At 45.5% G+C, this 19364-nt stretch carries 17 protein-coding genes; 7 read left to right on the top strand and 10 right to left on the bottom strand.

Annotated features, from left to right (window positions below):
* Position 1 precedes the first annotated feature (1 nt).
* Genes B151_RS0115410 through gcvT form a run of 4 tightly spaced genes read right to left on the bottom strand, consistent with a single transcriptional unit; the run spans position 2 to position 5101 of the window.
* On the bottom strand, positions 2 to 727 hold the full coding sequence (locus B151_RS0115410) for a LolA family protein (RefSeq protein WP_169332227.1): 726 nt from the start codon (positions 725 to 727) through the stop codon (positions 2 to 4).
* Positions 717 to 3260: a DNA translocase FtsK gene (locus tag B151_RS0115405; protein ID WP_020404549.1), complete on the bottom strand. Its 2544-nt coding sequence runs from the start codon at positions 3258 to 3260 to the stop codon at positions 717 to 719. Before B151_RS0115405 ends, B151_RS0115410 begins: the two co-directional genes overlap by 11 nt.
* Positions 3253 to 3990 carry a 2-phosphosulfolactate phosphatase gene (locus tag B151_RS0115400; protein ID WP_020404548.1) on the bottom strand — a complete coding sequence of 246 codons (738 nt, stop codon included), beginning with the start codon at positions 3988 to 3990 and terminating at the stop codon, positions 3253 to 3255. The genes B151_RS0115405 and B151_RS0115400 overlap by 8 nt, the downstream gene beginning before the upstream one ends.
* Before the next feature lie 16 nt (positions 3991 to 4006).
* Positions 4007 to 5101, bottom strand: a complete 1095-nt coding sequence (gcvT, locus tag B151_RS0115395; RefSeq protein WP_020404547.1) for a glycine cleavage system aminomethyltransferase GcvT — start codon at positions 5099 to 5101, stop codon at positions 4007 to 4009.
* A 548-nt stretch (positions 5102 to 5649) separates the two neighbouring features.
* Between gcvT and B151_RS0115385 the strand changes: the two genes are divergently transcribed.
* Positions 5650 to 6774 carry an Mrp/NBP35 family ATP-binding protein gene (locus tag B151_RS0115385; RefSeq protein WP_020404545.1) on the top strand — a complete coding sequence of 375 codons (1125 nt, stop codon included), beginning with the start codon at positions 5650 to 5652 and terminating at the stop codon, positions 6772 to 6774.
* Positions 6775 to 6871: 97 nt separating this feature from the next.
* Positions 6872 to 7477 carry a trimeric intracellular cation channel family protein gene (locus B151_RS0115380; protein ID WP_020404544.1) on the top strand — a complete coding sequence of 202 codons (606 nt, stop codon included), beginning with the start codon at positions 6872 to 6874 and terminating at the stop codon, positions 7475 to 7477.
* A gap of 14 nt (positions 7478 to 7491) precedes the next feature.
* On the opposite strand, the gene B151_RS0115375 is transcribed toward B151_RS0115380, so the two are convergent.
* From B151_RS0115375 to B151_RS0115355, 5 genes are all read right to left on the bottom strand, one after another.
* Positions 7492 to 9051, bottom strand: a complete 1560-nt coding sequence (locus B151_RS0115375; RefSeq protein ID WP_245550433.1) for a sodium/proline symporter — start codon at positions 9049 to 9051, stop codon at positions 7492 to 7494.
* 55 nt (positions 9052 to 9106) lie between these two features.
* Entirely contained in the window at positions 9107 to 10513 is a 1407-nt protein-coding gene (locus B151_RS0115370) for a Glu/Leu/Phe/Val family dehydrogenase (protein ID WP_020404542.1), read from the bottom strand.
* A gap of 75 nt (positions 10514 to 10588) precedes the next feature.
* On the bottom strand, positions 10589 to 11317 hold the full coding sequence (locus tag B151_RS0115365; RefSeq protein WP_020404541.1) for a hypothetical protein: 729 nt from the start codon (positions 11315 to 11317) through the stop codon (positions 10589 to 10591).
* Between the two features lie 30 nt (positions 11318 to 11347).
* A complete protein-coding gene (locus B151_RS0115360; RefSeq protein ID WP_020404540.1) occupies positions 11348 to 11746 on the bottom strand; it encodes a hypothetical protein in 399 nt (132 codons plus the stop codon).
* 141 nt (positions 11747 to 11887) lie between these two features.
* Positions 11888 to 12154, bottom strand: coding sequence for a GlsB/YeaQ/YmgE family stress response membrane protein (locus tag B151_RS0115355; protein ID WP_020404539.1), 267 nt, complete (start codon positions 12152 to 12154; stop codon positions 11888 to 11890).
* Positions 12155 to 12283: 129 nt separating this feature from the next.
* On the opposite strand from B151_RS0115355, the gene B151_RS0115350 reads away from it, so the two are divergent.
* The 3 genes from B151_RS0115350 (at position 12284) to B151_RS0115340 (ending at position 15727) form a co-directional block, all read left to right on the top strand.
* The gene (locus tag B151_RS0115350; protein ID WP_020404538.1) at positions 12284 to 13591 is read left to right on the top strand and encodes a dipeptidase; all 1308 of its coding nucleotides are present in this window, start codon (positions 12284 to 12286) and stop codon (positions 13589 to 13591) included.
* Positions 13592 to 13782: 191 nt separating this feature from the next.
* Positions 13783 to 14274 carry a GNAT family N-acetyltransferase gene (locus B151_RS0115345; RefSeq protein WP_020404537.1) on the top strand — a complete coding sequence of 164 codons (492 nt, stop codon included), beginning with the start codon at positions 13783 to 13785 and terminating at the stop codon, positions 14272 to 14274.
* Positions 14275 to 14485: 211 nt separating this feature from the next.
* Positions 14486 to 15727 (top strand): TlpA family protein disulfide reductase, encoded by a 1242-nt coding sequence (locus B151_RS0115340; protein ID WP_169332226.1) that lies wholly within the window; start codon positions 14486 to 14488, stop codon positions 15725 to 15727.
* A 20-nt stretch (positions 15728 to 15747) separates the two neighbouring features.
* Here the strand turns inward: B151_RS0115340 and B151_RS0115335 are convergent, their stop codons facing one another.
* Entirely contained in the window at positions 15748 to 16521 is a 774-nt protein-coding gene (locus tag B151_RS0115335; protein ID WP_040517181.1) for a lytic murein transglycosylase, read from the bottom strand.
* A 390-nt stretch (positions 16522 to 16911) separates the two neighbouring features.
* On the opposite strand from B151_RS0115335, the gene lpdA reads away from it, so the two are divergent.
* Together lpdA and lipB are read left to right on the top strand one after the other, a co-directional pair.
* Positions 16912 to 18330 carry a dihydrolipoyl dehydrogenase gene (lpdA, locus tag B151_RS0115325; protein ID WP_020404533.1) on the top strand — a complete coding sequence of 473 codons (1419 nt, stop codon included), beginning with the start codon at positions 16912 to 16914 and terminating at the stop codon, positions 18328 to 18330.
* 172 nt (positions 18331 to 18502) lie between these two features.
* Positions 18503 to 19228: a lipoyl(octanoyl) transferase LipB gene (gene lipB, locus B151_RS0115320; RefSeq protein WP_020404532.1), complete on the top strand. Its 726-nt coding sequence runs from the start codon at positions 18503 to 18505 to the stop codon at positions 19226 to 19228.
* The last annotated feature ends 136 nt before the right edge of the window (positions 19229 to 19364 follow it).

The raw sequence follows: 19364 nt of genomic DNA, 5'->3' as shown, positions 1-19364 counted from the left end.
ATTAATACCGCATATCCACTATTTCGGCATTATTAGGATACTGCAGGTCAAAAAGACCATCATAAGGATCAAGAAAACGACCCTTCGAAAATTCTGTGAGGATCTCGTTATCAGAAATATCCCAGGCTGTGATGCGCAAGGGACGAAGCTCGGCATCCAGTAGAATCTCAACCTCAGCAAAAACAGCGAAATCATCATTCGAAGTCAGGGTGATGACGGTGCGCTCGCCTTCTTTCCTTTCGGAAACGGAATAGGTAGAGTCGATGCCACTGAGCATACGAGAGGGAGCGAAGTCATCGTCTTCGGGATCATAATTGTCGATGATCACCCGGTTTCGATTCGAGTCGTATACGCGGGAGACATCCCCATCCACCACAATGGTTTGTTCACCGCTTTGCAGTTTATACCGAACCTGATCGATCCAGATCTTTCCGGAGGTGCTTGTAGATTCTTTGGTGTATGAATCGGTGTAAATGTGATCAAAGTCGGCCACAAAAACCTCTCCGGATTCAAAGCGCTCTTTGAGCTGATCAAAGTTTGGCGTTTGGGCAAAGACGGTGTTGGTAAGTAGTACAAATCCTAAAACAAGAAAAATACCCTTGACTAACATTCCGGAACCGGCGGTTCCGCCATACATTCTCCCAATATAATGGGGACGGTTTGGAATAAGGACTCTATTAAGCTGAGAGCTGAAGTCTGAAAGCTGAAAGCTGCTTTTACCCTTCATATTCATCCAGATTGTCCAGTAATTCTTCCAATTCTTCTTCGCTGTCGATAAGCACATCACGTGCCGTACTGCCTTGATAAGGTCCAACAATACCTGCATTAAATAATTGATCTATGATTCGCCCGGCGCGGTTATAGCCGATTTTAAGTTTACGCTGCAACAACGAAACCGAACCCTGCTGATGCAAAATCACCAGTTTGGCCGCAGCCTCGAAGTATTCGTCTATGTCGTCTAACGGATCAGGAATGTCTGCAGTATCATCTTTTATGATGGGCAAGTGAAATGGCTGTTTGTAGCCCGCCTGTCTTCCGATGAATTCATTGATCCGCTCCACTTCCTCAGTAGAAACAAAAGCATTTTGAATTCGGGTAAGCCCGGTGCCATTGTTGAACAACATGTCTCCCATGCCAATCAACTGATCGGCTCCACCCTGATCCAGGATAGTTCGGGAATCCACTTTGGAAGCCACCTGATAAGCAATGCGTGCCGGGAAGTTCGCTTTGATGGTCCCGGTAATTACGTTCACCGATGGGCGCTGGGTAGCAACAACCAAATGAATTCCAATCGCACGGGCCAGCTGTGCCAAACGGGCGATAGGCTCCTCAATTTGTTTGCCGGCAGTCATCATCAAATCGGCAAGCTCATCAATAATTACCACGATATAAGGAAGATGACGGTGTCCTAATTCATCGTCCAGCTCACCGGTTTTATATTTTTGATTGTAGGATTTGATATCCCGTACCATCGCCATTTTGAGCAAGTCGTAGCGATCGTCCATTTCCTTACACAAACTTTCGAGCGTTTCCTGCGCCTTGGAGGTATCGGTGATGATGGGCTCATCGGAATCCGGCAGCATCGCCAAAAAGTGATTCTGAATGTTGCGATACAGCGAAAGCTCGATCTTCTTTGGATCGATCATCACAAACTTCAGATTGTCAGGATGGCATTTATACAACAGACAGGTGATGATCGTATTAATACCCACGGACTTACCGGAACCGGTAGCACCGGCGATAAGCAAGTGAGGCATCTTGGTCAGGTCGATCATGAATACTTCATTCTCAATGGTCTTCCCAAACGCGATCGGGAGCGTGAAATTCGTTTCTACAAACTTCTTGGTATTGATGACCTGCTTGATAAATACCGTCTCGCGCGTGCTATTCGGAACTTCAATTCCAACCGCCGATTTTCCGGGAATAGGCGCAAGCATCCTCAATCCTTTGGAAGCGGTCGCCATTTTCAGGTCGTTTGAATAACTCTCGATCTTAGAGATCTTCACATCCGGCGCAGGCTCCAATTCATAGAGCGTAACCGTAGGCCCTACGATCGCATTGATGCCCACGATCTCGATCTTATGGCGCTTAAGCTTGTCGAGGATGATCCGCTTGTTCTCTTTGATCTCTTCCAGATCCACTTCGTTGCCTTCGTTAGGCGGGGGATCCAGCAAGTCAACTTTAGGAAACTTATACTGAATGACCGGTTTCTCTTCTTTAGCCTGTTCGCGGTTTTTCTTCTCCAGGTCTTTGTCGTCGGCTTCTTCCTCGCCTTTCCCTACAAACACGGAAACTTCGATATCGTCTTCCTCATCGTCGATCTCTTCTTCCTTCTCCAGGGAAGCTCGCTGACGGGTATCCAGTGTTTTAACCTCTTCCTTGGCTTCGGCTCGTTTTTTCTGCTCCTCTTCTTCCGATTTTTCTACGATCTCGTCGATGGAAGGAGCCGGTTTTACAGGCTCTTTTTCATCCTTTGGCTCGGCGATAGCCTGTTTTTCTAATTCCTTTTCTTCCGATTTGTCTTCTTGCTGAGCCTTTTTCTGAGCTTGTTTTTGCTCTTTCTCCGCTCTTTTTTGAGCGAGCCGTTCTTCACGCTCTTTGGCTTTCTCCTCTTTACGAAGCTGACGGGCTGCGCGGCGTTCCTCCAGTTTTTCCCGGAGATTTTCCATCCAAAGCTTCACATTGTCGATGGTTTTCTGGAGGTCGCGATCTACCAGCATCAACAAAGTAACCAGCATCAAAACGGAAAGGATGATGATGGAACCGATGTTGGTGATATTGTACATCACCTGAGCAACGGCCACTCCGGCAGCACCGCTCCAGATGGAATCGTCCGGAAAGCCGGCATTGGAATTCAGCCAGCCAATAAAGGTGGATAGCAGCACCATCCCCCAAACGGAAAGCACGGTAAGCCAGCCCAGCTCGGTAAAATCACGTCGTCGAAAGGTATGCCAGCCATGGTACCCGATGATCAGCGCTAAGATGATACTGGTGTAACCAAATAAGCTGTACACAAGATAGTGCGAGATATAGGCACCTACCGGACCCAGCCAGTTTTGCACCAGCCGGGAATTGGCATCAGGGTTGAAGAGATCCAGAAAAGAGATGCTCCGCGCATATTGATAATCCTCAGGATTGTATGAGAGAATACTCAACCCCAACAAAACCGCAATCGACATCACAATAATGCCGATGATTTCTTTTTTGCGGTTCGCGTCTAAACCGGATGTCGCAGATGTATTTAAGTTGTTTTTAGCCATTCAGGTTTGTCAGAATTCCGTCCCGCATTCCGGGAAGTACGTCAAATTCATTTACTTTGCAACAGAATGCAATATCGTCATTAGGAACCACTTCAGCCAATCGCTTTGCATGGTCGCTTTGACTGATCGCTCCTTCTAAATCATCCCCATATTTTTCGAAAAGACCAAATGCTACTTTTGCCCCGTCTTTGGCAGAATCAGGCAGGTTGCCGCCGGTAAGCTGATGGATGAGCGAGCCGGCAAACAAAGTATCTTCGATGGCCAGCCGTCCCTGCCATCCCGAGCAGATCAGCACGACCTCATCGTCATGTTCATTCAGTGCGTTTAGGATCGTTTGTTGATTGAGAAAAGTTCCCACATACACTTCGTTGGCAAGTGAGGCTTTTTTGATGGCCTTGGTTCCATTGGTGGTATTGAAGATCAGGGTCTTGTCTTTCACCACCTCCGGTTGATATTCGGCGGGCGAATTTCCAAGATGATATCCTTCGATCTTGGTCCCATTTTTCTCGCCGCATAACAGGTAATCTTTTTGATCCATGGTAGTAGCGATCTTCATGGCATCGCTCATATCAGCCACCGGAATGATCTTTTTGGCACCATTATGAATGGCCGCGGTGATGGAAGAGGAAGCTCGAAGCACGTCGATAATAACTGCACTTTTTCCACGCAGCTCTTCTTCCTGAAAACTCTGTAAAGAAAAGAAAACGTCTATATAATTGATCTCTGGCATAGGTCTCTCAGTAAAATTATTTTTTGATAAATGGAGGACGGGTTACCGTGGCCTTCGCTTGTTTTTTGCGAATGGCTATGTAGATCTCGGTTCCTTCATCTTTGTAATCTTTATCCACATAACCCATCCCTATACCTTTACCCAAAGTGATGGACATTGTTCCGCTGGTGACTTCCCCGATGGCGTCTCCGGCCTCATTTTGGATCTCGTATCCCTGCCGGGGAATGTTGCGTTCGCCTTCCACCACAAAGCCGACAAGCTGCCGCTGCAATCCTTCTTCTTTTTTCTGCTGAAGGGCTTCCTTGCCGATAAAATCACCTTTGTCGAATTTGGTGATCCAGCCAAGGCGGGCTTCCAGTGGGTGCGTATCTTTGGTGATGTCGTTGCCGTACAGAGCAAAGCCCATTTCGAGGCGTAAAGTGTCACGTGCACCAAGTCCGCAAGGTTCGATGCCGAATTCCTCACCGGCTTCCATAATGGCATTCCAAACTTTTTCAGCATCCACTGCATCGGTATCAAAATAGAGTTCGAATCCTTTTTCGCCGGTATATCCGGTGGCTGAGAAATAGACTTCGGCCCCATTCAGTTTGCCTTCTTCAAAGGTATAGAACTTGATCGACGAAAGGTCGGTGTCGGTTAGCTTTTGCAGGGTTTCTATGGATTTGGGTCCCTGAACCGCAAGTAAAGCGCATTTGTCGGAAACGTTTACCAGGTCAGCTCCCATGGTATTGAGGGAAGAGATCCAATCGAAATCCTTTTCAATGTTGGAAGCATTCACGACCAGCATATATTCTTCTTCGCCGGTTTGATAAACGATCAGGTCATCTACAATGCCGCCATCTTCATAGCACATGCAGGAATACTGAGCTTTTCCCGGAGATAGTTTTGAGGCGTCATTAACGGTTACCTTTTGGATCAATTCTAAGGCATTGGGGCCGCTTACAAAAAATTCTCCCATATGGGACACATCAAACATTCCGACGGCTTCCCGAACAGCTGCGTGCTCGGTTTTAATGCCTTCGTATTGTACCGGCATCTGGAATCCGGCAAAGTCCACCAGCTTGGCACCGGCTTGTTTATGAATAGCGTAAAAAGGCGTTTTCTTTGACATGTATGAAGTTAAAGTCTGTGTTTAGATCCATTCCGGTTCACCAACAGATCCCCGAAATCAATATTTAAGATCAGCCCAAAGGTAAGGCTTTGTTCACCAAAAATCGGCACAACATAGGTATTTCTTTGGAATGTTTGTGGAACCGTAATGCGGCTCACTGAGCTGAATGTTGAATCTGAGCCTCTACCGATTAATGAGAACGAGGTGCATCTTGTCTCACGCAGAGGCTCGCTGATGAAAACGCTGAGTTCCGCAGATTGTAATTGATGAGGTTATTAAACCCTCAGCGAAACTCTGCGCCAAACTCCGCGGAAATCAGCGAGAAAAAGATGTTGCTCACAGATCGTGAATTTTGCAGCTACATATTAAGTTCAACGCAGAGCGTATGGAACCAGGTGTAAAATTGATAGCATAATTGATCATTGGTATTTGAAATTTGTCAGTTACCACGTACTTCCCGGAATTTATTCTCCATAAGAATCCTTATCTTTAGCGCCCGAAATTGAAATCAATGACCGTTCATCAGATTCAGGTTTTAAAGATCATTTATGTCTATCAATAAAGAACAGGTTAAGTCAGCACTCAGCCAGGTTTTACACCCCTCCGAACAACGCGATCTCATTTCCCTCGATATGGTTCAGGATGTGATCGTTCAGGAAAAATACATTTCATTTACCCTCGAATTTCCCGAGAAGGATGAAGCCCTCGAAAACCATCTTCGCGAAAAATGCGAAGAAGCCATCCGGAAATTTATCGACAAGGAAGCCATTGTGGATATCCAGATGGCCGTGAATCTCTCCAAAAAAAGAGAGATGGAAGCAACCAAGCCGGAAAATCAGCAGGCTCAACAGCAGCAGATCTTGCCGGGCGTTAAGAATATCATCGCCGTTGCTTCGGGTAAAGGCGGAGTTGGAAAATCTACCGTAGCTGTGAATATTGCGGCGGCACTCGCCAAACGGGGAGAGAAAGTGGGACTGATGGATACTGATATCTACGGCCCAAGTATCCCCACGATGTTCAACATTCACGACCGGCCCAATATCACCACGCAGAAGAAATTGGTACCCCATGAAAAATTTGGCATCAAGTTGGTGTCGATGGGCTTTTTGGTGGATGTAGACCAAGCCATGGTATGGCGCGGACCGATGGCCACCAGCGCCGTGAAACAATTTATGACCGATGTGGAATGGGGCGAACTGGATTACCTCATCATGGATTTGCCTCCAGGAACCGGTGACATCCAGCTTACCATCGTACAAACCGTTCCATTGACCGGTTCGGTGATCGTATCCACCCCACAAACCGTAGCATTGGATGATGCCCGCAAAGGCGTGGCCATGTTCAAGAAAGTTAACGTTCCAGTACTTGGTATGGTCGAAAATATGGCCTATTTCACCCCTCCGGACATGCCGGATAAGAAATACTACATCTTCGGTAAGGGCGGCGCGGCTCATTTGGCGCAGGAAATGAATGTGCCGGTGCTGGGAGAAGTCCCGCTGCAGCAGACCTTGCGCGAAGGTGGCGATTCCGGGAAGCCAATCGTACTGGATGATTCTGAATCTCCGGCGGCAACCGCATTGATGCAGGTAACCGGTAATATTCAGCAGCAGTTGGCGATCCGCAATAAAGAACAAGGGCCGACGCAGAAGGTGGATATTAAATTTCGGCCTTAGATGAAATAAATTCCAGGCACCAAGTTTCAAATTACAAGTTATTGGTGACTTGGTGTCTGGCGTTTGCTACTTTCTTAGAAAAGCAACTCAGTTGCATATGGATATCATTTACCTTCTCGACCTCATTGGTACTTTTGTATTTGCCATCAGCGGTATTCGGTTGGCAGCACGAACGGACATGGATGTATTCGGAGCCTCAGTTGTAGGATTTGTAACAGCTATTGGCGGCGGTACGGTTCGTGATCTACTGCTTGATAATCACCCCATCACCTGGATGGGAGACATAACCTATCCGTTAGTGATATTGGCGGCCGTACCATTCACTTATTTCATGGGGAAAAAGCTCAATAATTTCAGCAAAACACTCTTCATCTTCGATACCATTGGGATCGCTCTGTTTACGATTATTGGGATGGAAAAGGCTCTTTCCCTGGGGCTGAATCCTTTTATGGCCGGAATGATGGGGATGATATCAGCCGTAGTGGGCGGGGTGACACGGGATGTGCTTTGCCGGGAAGTCCCCCTGATCTTTCGAAAAGAAATTTATGCCACCGCTTGTTTATTGGGAGCCATGGTATTCTATCTTGGATTGGAATTGAATCTCCCCGAAAACCTGAATTACCTGATAACAACGGCAGTGATCATTACCGTTCGCACGGTGTCCATAAAGTGGAATTGGTCGCTCCCGAAGATGAAGGGATAATTAGCTGTCGGAAGTTATTTTCTGATCATCTCTTCAAAGTGTTCTTCGATCTTTTCCGGAGTTTTAGTGAATTTACTGACGATCCAGGTGGCAAATAATCCAAGGAAAAAGCCGGGGATAAGTTCATACATACTGTTTTTCAGAAGAGGAACGGAATACCAGATGATAGTTACAAAAGTCCCGGTGAGTAAGCCTGCGATCACTCCGGCTTTAGTGGTCTTTTTCCAGTAAAGCGCCATGATGGAAGTAGGGCCAATGGAAGCTCCCAATCCCGCCCAGGCAAAAAGCACCAGCCAAAAAACGATGTTCTCAGCTGCCAGGCCAAAGATCATGGAAAGAACCACCAATACCACAACCACAATGCGGCTGTACAAGACCAGTTTTTTCTGAGGGATGTCTTCTTCCTTTTTCAGAAGTTTATCGTATACATCCCGGACCACACTTGAGGCGGCTACCAGCAGTTGCGAATCAGCTGTGGACATAATTGCAGCAAAGATGGAGGCGATCACCACCCCGAACAGCAAAGGATGTAATTGATGCTGAGCTAATATTGGGTACAAGTTTTCTGTATCGGAACCGGGAAGCATATCAGCTTCCGGAAAATAGGCTCTTCCAACCAAGCCGATCAGGATGGCACCTGCGGCCATCAATACATTCCAGGTGGTGCCCACTACCGCGGCATATTTCAGCTGTTTGGCATCATCAATCGACATATACCGGGATAGAATATGAGGGTTTCCGGGTGATCCCAGCCCAATACCTACAAACCCAATGAAAGCGCCGAAGCCTAAGGCAAAGGGATCAAGAAAACCAATTTCGTGAAGGGTAAGCTGCTCTGCCATTATGTTCCAACCGCCTAAATTCCATATAGCAATAACAGGAAGGAACACCAGGGCAATGATCATGAAAAAAGCCTGAATGGTATCGGTGAGGCTAACAGCCATAAAGCCTCCCAACACTGTATAGAGTAAAATTATTGCTGCTGAAAGGATGACCCCGGATGTCTGTGTGATCCCAAAGCTGGAAGCGAATGCTTTTCCGCCGGCTACAAATTGTGAGGAGACATATCCAACCATAAAGATCAGGAAGATGATCACTAAAATGATACGAAGGCTGCCGCTCTTGTCATCAAAACGTTCCGCAAAGAAATCGGGGACGGTAATGCAGTCGTACCGCTCGGAGAATTGACGAAGTCGCTTGGCATAGTACATAAATAGAAACCATTCTACCACAATGTATCCAACAGCGGCCCATAAGGCAGAAGCACCTTGTGCATAAGCCATGCCGGTCACGCCGAGCAACAACCACGCACTTCGGCCGGAAACCACGGCTGAAAGGGCAACGACCAAACGGTTCATTTTTCTTCCGCCTATAAAGAATTCGGAAATGCCTTCTGAAGAAAAGCGCGCGGAATAAATGCCAATCCCAAACAGGATCGCAAGGTACCCGATGAATGCAGCTAACACATAGCCGCTGCCATCGATCGATATGGTGTTTAGTTCATTCACGGTAAGAAATTCCAAAAACCAAATCCCAATTTCCAACACGATCAGCATTGAAAATTGAGATTTCAAAAACTGGTTCAGCACGCTCTGCGTCAGAACCAGTTTTTGAAGCAGGGTCTTCAAATCACGGGAAAATACCCATCTGCTCGTACATGATGCCGATCTTATTGATGGCACTGATGAAGGCAGCGGTTCTCAGGTCATCCAGATCGTGTTCTCTGCGAATTTCTGCGATCTCCTGGTATGCAGTGATCATGGTTTCTTCCAGCCCGGAATCAACCAGATCATATTCGTTGGCGCCATGAGCGAGATCCTCGAGTTCAGCATCAGTAAACTTGCGATCTGAAATGTTCTCGATCACCCCAAGAATCTTTTTGAAGCTGGTTTCATCAAACCGCTTGCTCATTCTTCCGTATCGAACGTGTTGGATATTTTTGAGCCATTCGAAATAGGAAACTACTACACCACCTGCGTTCAGGTAAGTATCGGGTAGGATCAATGCTCCGCGTTCTTTCAGGATGTCATGTCCGTCAGCAGTGGTAGGGCCGTTGGCGGCCTCTGCAATGATCTTTGCCTTGATCTTGTCGGCATTTTCGCCGGTAAGCTGACTTTCGAGGGCGGCGGGGATCAGGATGTCGCAATCGAGATAAAAGGCATCATCCCGGTTTTTAAGTTCCTTGGTGTTCTCGAAACCAATGATAGAGCCGGTTTCCTTGCGGTATTCCATCAGCTTTTTCAGGTCGATCCCATTCTCGTCATAGATCGAGCCTTCGATCTCGGCTACTCCGATCAGCTTAGCTCCGGCTTCCGTCATGTATTTTGAAGCGTGATACCCAACGTTACCGAGTCCCTGAACAACGAAAGTTTTTCCTTCAACGCCGGTATCGAGGCCCAATTTTTGCATGTCTTCTTTCACATTGCATGCTTCACGAATACCAAAATAAACACCTCGACCGGTCGCTTCGGTTCGTCCTCGAACACCGCCTTGTTGAATCGGTTTCCCGGTTACACAACCTTCAGCATTGAGGTCATCTTTCATTTGACGGTACGTATCCAGAATCCATCCCATTTCACGGGCACCGGTTCCATAGTCGGGAGCGGGAACGTCAACCCCGGGACCGATAAATCCCTTTTTGATCAATTCATAAGTATAGCGACGGGTGATCCGCTCCAGTTCTGCTTCGGAATAATCCCTGGTGCTGATCTTGACACCACCTTTTGCACCTCCGAAAGGAACATCCACGATGGCACATTTATAAGACATCAGTGCAGCCAATGCCATGGTCTCATCTTCATCTACTTTATGACTGAACCGTATACCGCCTTTGGTAGGCGTTTTATGATGGCTGTGTTCAACTCTCCATCCCTCGATCACCTCAATGTTGCCGTTATCTCTTTGAATTGGAAATGTAACATGATATACCGTGTTACAAATCTTGATCTGAGCTAAAATACCCTTATCAAAACGGGTGTATTTGGCTGCTTTGTCAAAGTTCTTGTTGACCTGTTCATAAAATTTATATGTGGACATATTCCCTGTCTCCTTTCCTTGTTTTGAAGTGTTTTGATGGTCGTAATTATCTTAGAGATAAACAAGGAAAGAATGTTAGTTAGAGCGGGGAAAAGAGATGTGAAGATGATCTCCGGTGCCGGTATGACGCAGGGTGTAAAATCCCATAGCTTCCAGAGAGTATTGAAGCAGAATATTTCGAATCTCTGAACGATTTTTGGTACGAAGGTCAACGGCGTGCACATACCCGGTCTCGGCTTGAGGATAATGAAGGGAACGCTCATTTAATGGCAATCCCATGCGTTCATAATCTTCAGGGGCGCGACGGATGTCGGTAATTACCAGGTCGCCATCGGCAAGAGTGGTTGTTGCTACAGCTACCCTGAGCACCGGATGCATGGAACGGTATACATTTCGGATGTCTTCACTCTTTGCATTTACAGATGAAAGATACATTACCCCGTACAAGCAGAAAGAAAAAACCAGGATACCTGCACCGGAAAGGCTCAATTTGAGAAGTAATTTTTTGTTAGGGTATTTTCTGAAGAACAAAAAGAGATAGAATACCAACAACAATACAGTAGCAAAAATACCGCCCCCTAAAGAAAGCCATGCATTCCATCCTTTCGCTAAATTCAGGAAAACCGAAGTACGGATCAGCAAAAAGAATGGCAGGATCACCATTCCAAAAAGAATAAATAAGGCGGCAGATATTTGAAGCCAATATCTTCTCTTTTTGGGAGGAGGTGCAAATGAATTTTTTGCCGTGGTTGAACCCTTCAGGTTCAGCAGCCAATCAATATCTTTTTGAGAGATCTTATCCATGTACTGTTGAACGCAAAGAAAGTATTTGTGTTACGCACTTCGGTAAGACCTTCTAAGCAGGTAAGGGAAACTTTGCAGCAACACGATCAGCACGATCACGATAGGTATGATCTCAAATGAATTAAAACGGATAGCTTGGGCAAGATTCAGCAAGTGATACATGAACAATATGCCCGATGTAAATAAGGTGAATCCATACGTCCAGGTTGTACGGGTCCATAACGAAAATGCGCTGATCAGGGAGGTGAGGGATGCAATGACACCTGCAGCAAGTGAAAGAAAAGGAAGTTGATTTTGCTGAAACTCAAAAAGCTGAACAGGCCCGGTACTACTTTGAAGAAAGCCAACGAGCCGAATAAGCTGATAAATTCCAATGAGTAAGAAAAATATTTGTAGGAAAAGATGGATTCGGCGGTCTTTTACATTCATTCTAAAAACAATTAGGGTTGGGAGATCTCTCTTTATACCATTATCAAAATGATCGGAAATTGTTCCTTAAAGACCCAAAAGCAAATAAAAAAACCTGAGGTGCAAAACCATCAGGTTGTATTTAGAATGTAGGAGATAAGATCAAACGGTCTCAGTTTCCGTGAAAATTGGTTCGTCCTGCCGGAATACATTAACGGTGAACAATATACCTATAGCACCCACAGCTGCATAGAAAGCCGCACCAGCCAGGCCTAAAAATTGTACGATCGCCGTACCGGCTAAGGCTCCCAATACACCGAAAGCAAGGCTGGGGTACATGGTAACTCCACGGTCTTTTGTAATAATCCTGCTTAACCATCCAATTACTAATCCAATGGTTATATATCCGAGAAAAGTCATGAATGTCATAGCGAAAAAGTTTTGTTAATATGTATTAAATCAATGCTCAGTAATCGGATAGCGTTCCGTGGGCATTCACAACTTTCCAAAAATTAACATAGATTCAGCCTCTAATCTTTTAAACACAATTTTTTGATCATGAAAAAACTACTTGGCCTTTCTTTGCTTGCTATGACGCTGACTGTGGGATGCGGTTCCGGCGAGAAGGAAATTTTTGACAAAGCAATGGATATTCACGAAAAGGTGATAACCCTGGATACCCATGTAGATATCAACGTGAATAATTTCACCGAAGAAACCAACTACACTCAACGACTGGATACGCAGGTGGACCTGGTAAAAATGGAAGAAGGCGGGCTGGATGTGGTTTGGCTTGTGGTATATACCGGGCAGGATACGCTTTCGGAAGAAGGATATGCAGCCGCCTATGAAATTGCAGATGCTAAGTTCAAAGCCATTCATCGGCTGGTGGAAGAAATTGCTCCCGATCAGATAGAACTTGCCACTACCTCAGAGGATGTCCGGCGAATTGTGGCTGAGGGCAAAAAAGTAGCTATGATTGGAGTAGAAAATGCCTACCCGGTAGGAACAGATCTGTCCCGGATTGAAGAGTTTTATGACCGGGGGGCGCGTTACATGTCACTTTCACATAATGGACACAGTCAGTTTGTGGACTCCAACACCGGTGAAGAAAATGGAGAGTGGCTGCACGACGGAGTGAGTGAATTGGGTAAACAGGCCATTGCCGAAATGAACCGCGTTGGGATCATGATCGATCTTTCACACCCCTCCCAAAAAGCGAACCTGCAAACTATTCAGCTATCCAAGGCTCCGGTTATTGCATCTCACTCCTCGGCACGAGCAGTATATGATCACAGCCGGAATCTCAGCGATGAAGAACTGATGGCGATCAAAGAAAATGGCGGAGTTGTTCAAACTGTTGCATTCCGTGGTTATGTGGACGGTGAAAAACATGCCGCATGGCAGGAAGCTTCGCGCACAATTTTAGAAGAAGAAGCCGAAAAACTTGGTTTTGAATTAGTAAGTTGGGGAGATTTGAGGGAAATGAGCGAAGCAGAACGCGACGAGTATATGGAGTTGTACCGCACCGCTCAGGATAATGCAGAACCGCGTATTGAAAGTGAAGTGAATCCAAATACACCTCCTGTAAATGTATCAGATTTTGTAGATCATCTGGATTATATGGTAGGTCTGATCGGAGTTGAGCACGTGGGTATCAGCTCAGATTTTGATGGTGGCGGTGGCGTTTATAACTGGATGGATGCTTCCGAAACCTTTAATGTAACCCATGAGCTGGTGAAACGCGGCTATTCCGAAGAAGAAATTGAAATGTTGTGGAGCGGAAATTTGCTTCGTGTATTGGATGAGGTACAGGCAGTAGCAGATGACCTGCAAAGTCAGGCAAAAGTTGTCCCTGCAGACTAAGAAAAAACAATAAAATTTAATGCCGGTTCATTAGGCGCCGGCATTTTTCTTGTGCAACAGCGAAAACTGTCACGAAACAATTAAAGCCAAATTAACTTATTAATAAGAAAAGTTAGAAAATGGTTATCTGCTTTATGCCGGTGCCTAAACTTCTTAACTTTGACCATTAATTTTAATCAAATCAAGAAAGAGTGATTGCAGAAGCCGACGTTTCAACTGACGTCAAAATTTTAAAAGCTGATTTAAACAACCCTAAACACGCCTCAGATATCGTCAAGATTGTAGACCTTTTTGCGAGAGATCCTATGGGGCAGGATGAACCGCTGGACGAGGAAGTCCGCGTAGATATGATCGCAGAAATGAAGAAGATTCCCACTACCATGACTTACATCGCTTATGCCGATGAAAAGGCTTTGGGAATTGTAACCTGCTTTGTAGGATTCTCAACCTTCACCGCCAGCAAAGTATTCAAAATCCATGATGTAGCGGTTCACCCCGATGCACGCGGAATGGGTATCGGAACTATGATGCTGGAAACCATTGAACAGGAAGCTCGCGAAATGGGATGTTCAAAAGTTACCCTGGAAGTCCGGGAAGATAATCCGGCGCGCCGATTATACGAAAAACAAGCATTTGAATACGGCGATCCCAAATGGTATTTCATGACGAAAAATCTGAATTGATTTCGGTTAGCGAATAATCAATTCAATGCAGAATGTTGAAATGAAGGCCTCTTCTAAACGGAAGAGGCTTTTTTTATTTTCAGAATGAAATGCTAATATGCGGTAAAATCAGTACGATCATGCTATTATGGAAAAATTTATCATTTTAATTGTTTCGGGAATTATAATTTTAACCTCTTGCACTTCAAAAAATGAGATTCCACCGTACCAAGTGGATCTCAAACTAACAAAAAACACAGGACAAGCACCGCCTTTGCTTGCGGTTTCAATGGGTGGCGGCTATGTATTTGAACCGGAATACCCCGGAGAGCCTACGGAAATGCCCACTCAGATTAAAAATGGACAAATTTTTCACGGGATCATCGATCTCTACCAATATGTAAGTCAGGGTTTTGGGGCGGGTTTTATAGATTCTTCTACTTACCGGGGGAACAGAGTGCTGATTGATTCATCCACAGTTACCCGCGATTGGGTAGATGTTATTTTTACAGTGGCTGTAGGAAAGGATGGAGATGGCGATCCTGTTGCTTATGTGGAAGGGAAAAGCGGGGAGTTTAGGCCGGAGCCGTTCTATTTTGTGCCCACTACGGTAGAGTTTCAGGATAATTTGTTTCAGGTGATGGAAGCGGTAGTGCCGGCCGGATTTGAGTATTATAATGGAACTGAAACGGTTCGGTTTGAAGGGCAGGCGAGTTTGCTGTATCTCGCCGATTCTCCGCCGGAAGAAAGCCTTCAGCTATTCTTTGAGAAATTAAGGATGGGAACCTGGAATGTTAATGACCAACCTTTTGATGTGCTTCTCTCCAAAGAAAGCGCCCCACCCTACCGAAAAGAACTGTATACCTATCTGTATATCGATCTCAATGAAGATGGTATATTCGATGTAATGCCTGACGGTTTTGAGGCTTATCCTGTAACCGAGCCCTTTAATATCGCGGGAGAAAGTTGGGAGATCACCAAGATTGCTGCAGATGGTAGTTCCATTACCATCGATGTTTCCGAAGAAAAAGTAGACCCCAAAGTAGCCCTTCGGCCGGGAACAAAAGCGCCCAATTTTTCAGCTGAAACATTGACCGGAAACAAGATCAGCTTAGAAAGTTTGCAGGGAAAATATGTAATGATCGATTTTTGGGGAACCTGGTGCGGGCCATGTATTGATGCACTTCCGATCCTAAAAGAGGCGTATGAAACGTACGGCGGGGAAGACTTTGAGATCGTGGGGATTGCCAACGAACTGAGTCTGGAGCGCTTCGGGGATTTTGTGGAGCGTGAAAACCTGAAATGGCCGCAAATCCCGGAAATTTATGAAGAGAACAATGAGATCCAGGAATTGTATTCCGCGAATTCCTATCCAACCTACTATTTAGTCGATCCTGAAGGCGTTATCATTGAATATGGGATGGCGTTATCTGCCGAGAATCTAATGGAAACCCTCGGGAAGTATTTAGAATAGTTAGGCGGAATGCCGGGATATCAGTTTGTGCCTGCCTGGGCCGATACCTCATTGGCTAAAGATAACACAGCCTGAGTGTAAAGGTCGCTTGGGTTGTAACGATATACGGCTTTCTCTACAGACCCGGTGATCTCCTTAAAATGAGCCAGATAATTTGCCACAGAGTTGATGTTATTGGTCATGTTATAAAGATCATTTCCAATCCACCATCGATTTAAAGAATAGGGGATAAATTGAGCGAACGACATAGCACCGGCATAACTGGACCTGAGTTCAAACACATCAAGGCCGTTATTTTTGACAAAGATAAGTAGCTCTTCCAGTTGAGCTTTCGCAAATTCCGACCGATGTCCTTCCGCATACATGGATACGTACACATTAAAGGGATTGTATGATCCGCTATACTTGCCAAATTCAGACTCAATTCCCAAAATTCCTGCAATAACCGCTTTAGGGATGCCATATTCTTTTTCCGCCGATTCAAGATCTTCGGCATGCGTTTTCATGAAAGATGAGATCATTTTTTTCTTATGATCGTAGTTTAGAACTTTCTGATAGTCACTGAAATCCTCAATACGAACTTCAGCAGCCCGGGTAAACTTTTTTGTAATATTATCGACCAGCTTAAACCGGGAATCCTTCAACATATCATTGAATGCGTATCCTTTGCCTTCAAAATACTCAGCCAACTCTTTGATGTTCTTTTCCATGTTAGCCGGATCGCTGCTGTTTGAAGAAGCCAATAACGGGAAGGAAATAAAAAGTAATAGTAGCGTGATGATCGTTTTTTGCATAAGTCTAAAGCATGAAGTTCGTCTCTCTCTTGAAGTATAACAAAACTGAAGGGATTTGCGAACAGGATTTTAGGGAAGTTATATAAAATTTTGAGCCAAGAATACGTTCCAACGCAGAGCCTAGGAACGAGTCTTCAATATTAAAGCTTAGGCAGAGTGGAGAAATTTACTAAATCGAATATGGGAATAGTATTCTAAGGCCTCGCTCCACACGCTCTGCGTTGGAGCGGGATTCTTTCTGAACATGAAAAACTTCAACATCCAATATTCCTTGTTCACTATTCGAAGTTCAATTCAAAAACCCTTACCTTTTAGGGCTTTTAAAAGTGCGCTGTGGTGAATTGAGTTTCGCCCCGGCGATGAACTTCAAAACTATTATCAGAAAGTACCATGGCAAAAGAATTTGATGTATGTGTAATCGGGTCAGGCCCAGGCGGATATGTAGCCGCCATTCGCGCTTCTCAGCTTGGCTTTAAAACCGCAATTGTAGAAAAAAGACATCTCGGCGGTGTTTGTTTGAATATCGGTTGTATTCCAACCAAAGCCTTATTGCGTTCGGCAGAAGTATATGAGTCGATCGAACACGCTTCGGATTACGGGATCAACGTAAAAGATTATTCCGCTGATTTTGGGGGTATGGTAAAACGAAGCCGTGGTGTTGCCAACAAAATGAGCAAAGGCGTTCAGTTCCTCATGAAAGCGAACAAGATCGATGTATTCATGGGAACAGGTGTTTTCAAATCGAAGTCTGAGCTGGCCGTCAATGATGACAAAGGTAAAGAGCAGGAAAGCATCAAAGCCAAGCATTTTATTGTGGCAACGGGTGCTCGTCCGCGTGAACTTCCAAGCCTTAAAATTGATGGCGAAATGATCATCGATTCTGAAAAGGCCATGCAGCTCGAAAAGCAGCCGAAGAAAATGGTGATTGTAGGTGCCGGCGCGATTGGCGTTGAGTTTGCTTATTTCTACAATACCATCGGAACCGAAGTGACTTTGGTTGAGCTCCAGAAGAATTTAGTACCGGTAGAAGATGCCGATGTCGGAAAAGAACTCGGCAAGATCTACAAGAAAAAAGGCATCAACGTGATGACCGAAAGCACGGTCGAGAACGTGAAGAAAAAAGGTAAAGGTGTTGAAGTCACCGTAAAAACCAAAAAAGGCGAAGAGAAGATCGAAGCCGATGTGGTTCTTTCTGCCGTTGGTGTGACCGGAAACATTGAAGGACTTGGCCTCGACAAAGCCGGTGTGAAAACCGAGAAAGGATCAATCGTTGTAGATAAGAAAACCTACAAAACCAATGTGGATGGAATATACGCCATCGGTGATATCATCGGCGCTCCATGGCTGGCACACAAAGCTTCTCATGAAGCCGTTGTATTGGCCGAGCAGTTAGCCGGACAAAATCCACACCCAATCAACTACAACAACATTCCGGGTTGTACTTATTGTGAGCCTCAGGTTGCTTCGGTTGGATATACCGAGCAGCAAGCCAAAGATGAAGGCTACGATGTGAAAGTTGGGAAATTCCCGCTGTCTGCATCCGGAAAAGCCACAGCCCTCGGGCACGAAGAAGGCTTCGTTAAGGTTGTATTCGATGCGAAATACGGTGAGTGGCTCGGTTGCCACATGATTGGATTTGGCGTAACCGAAATGATCGCGGAAGCTGTTGTAGCCCGTGATCTCGAGACCACAGGACACGAAATTATCAGCGCCGTTCACCCTCACCCAACCCTCTCTGAGGCTGTGATGGAAGCGGTAGCTGAAGCTTATAACGAAGGTGTTCATTTAGGAACTCCCGTTAAGAAGTAGAACACCGAACAGGAACATTAGCTTGCCCCGAGAATTCGGGGAATGTTGAACGAATATGGCTCCTTCGGGAGCCATTTTTGTCTATAGATAAATTGGTTTTCCAAGTTAAATGTATCACCGTAGGGGCAATTCATGAATTGCCCCTACGGTGAATGGTCCATTTCGAAATCAAATGCCACAAAAAACCATCGAATTGTACGATTTAGGCCATGCTTCCTATCAGCCGATATGGGACCTGCAGAAATCCGTTCAGCAGCGGCTCATCGATGAGAAACGAGCTGAGCAGAAAGGTGAGTTTCAGGGAGAGCGGTTAGATGATGTTTTTCTTTTTGTAGAGCATCCCCATGTATACACGCTTGGCAAAAGCGGAAGCGAAGAACACATGCTTCGATCCATGATGGAGCTGCAGCAATTGGAAGCCGAGTTCATCAAGATCGATCGTGGCGGCGACATCACCTACCACGGTCCCGGGCAAATTGTGGGTTATCCCATTTTAGATCTGGATCGGCATTTCACTGATGTGCACAAATATCTTCGTTTCCTGGAGGAGGTCATGATCCGCGTTTGTGCCGATTATGGTTTTGAAGCCGGACGAATAGAAGGCGCTACCGGAGTGTGGGTAGATGAAGCTAAGATCTGCGCCATGGGCATTCGCTGTTCTCGATGGGTAACCATGCACGGTTTTGCGCTCAACGTAAACACCGACTTGAGATATTTTAACAACATCGTGCCGTGTGGAATTGACGATAAATCCGTAACCAGTTTACAGCAACTATCCGGCAAAGAAATTGACCCAGAGGAAGTTAAAGAACGGATTGTTTTTCACTTTGAAGATGTTTTTGAAGTCTCCATAACAAACAAAGGCTCCCTGCAAGAAGTGGAGCAGATTATTTCGTAACTTTAATTATTGTTTTAAAAGTAAAATTGTTGTCACTCTGAGCGTTTAGATGGTTTAAAAGAATCTGAGTTTATCGCGAAGAGTCTCAAAGCAGAATCCAGGAACTATTTTATACTTTGAGATCCTTCGCGGAATG

The sequence above is a fragment of the Gracilimonas tropica DSM 19535 genome (assembly GCF_000375425.1).
GTDB lineage: Bacteria > Bacteroidota > Rhodothermia > Balneolales > Balneolaceae > Gracilimonas > Gracilimonas tropica.
This window is presented reverse-complemented; position numbering and strand designations above follow the sequence as displayed.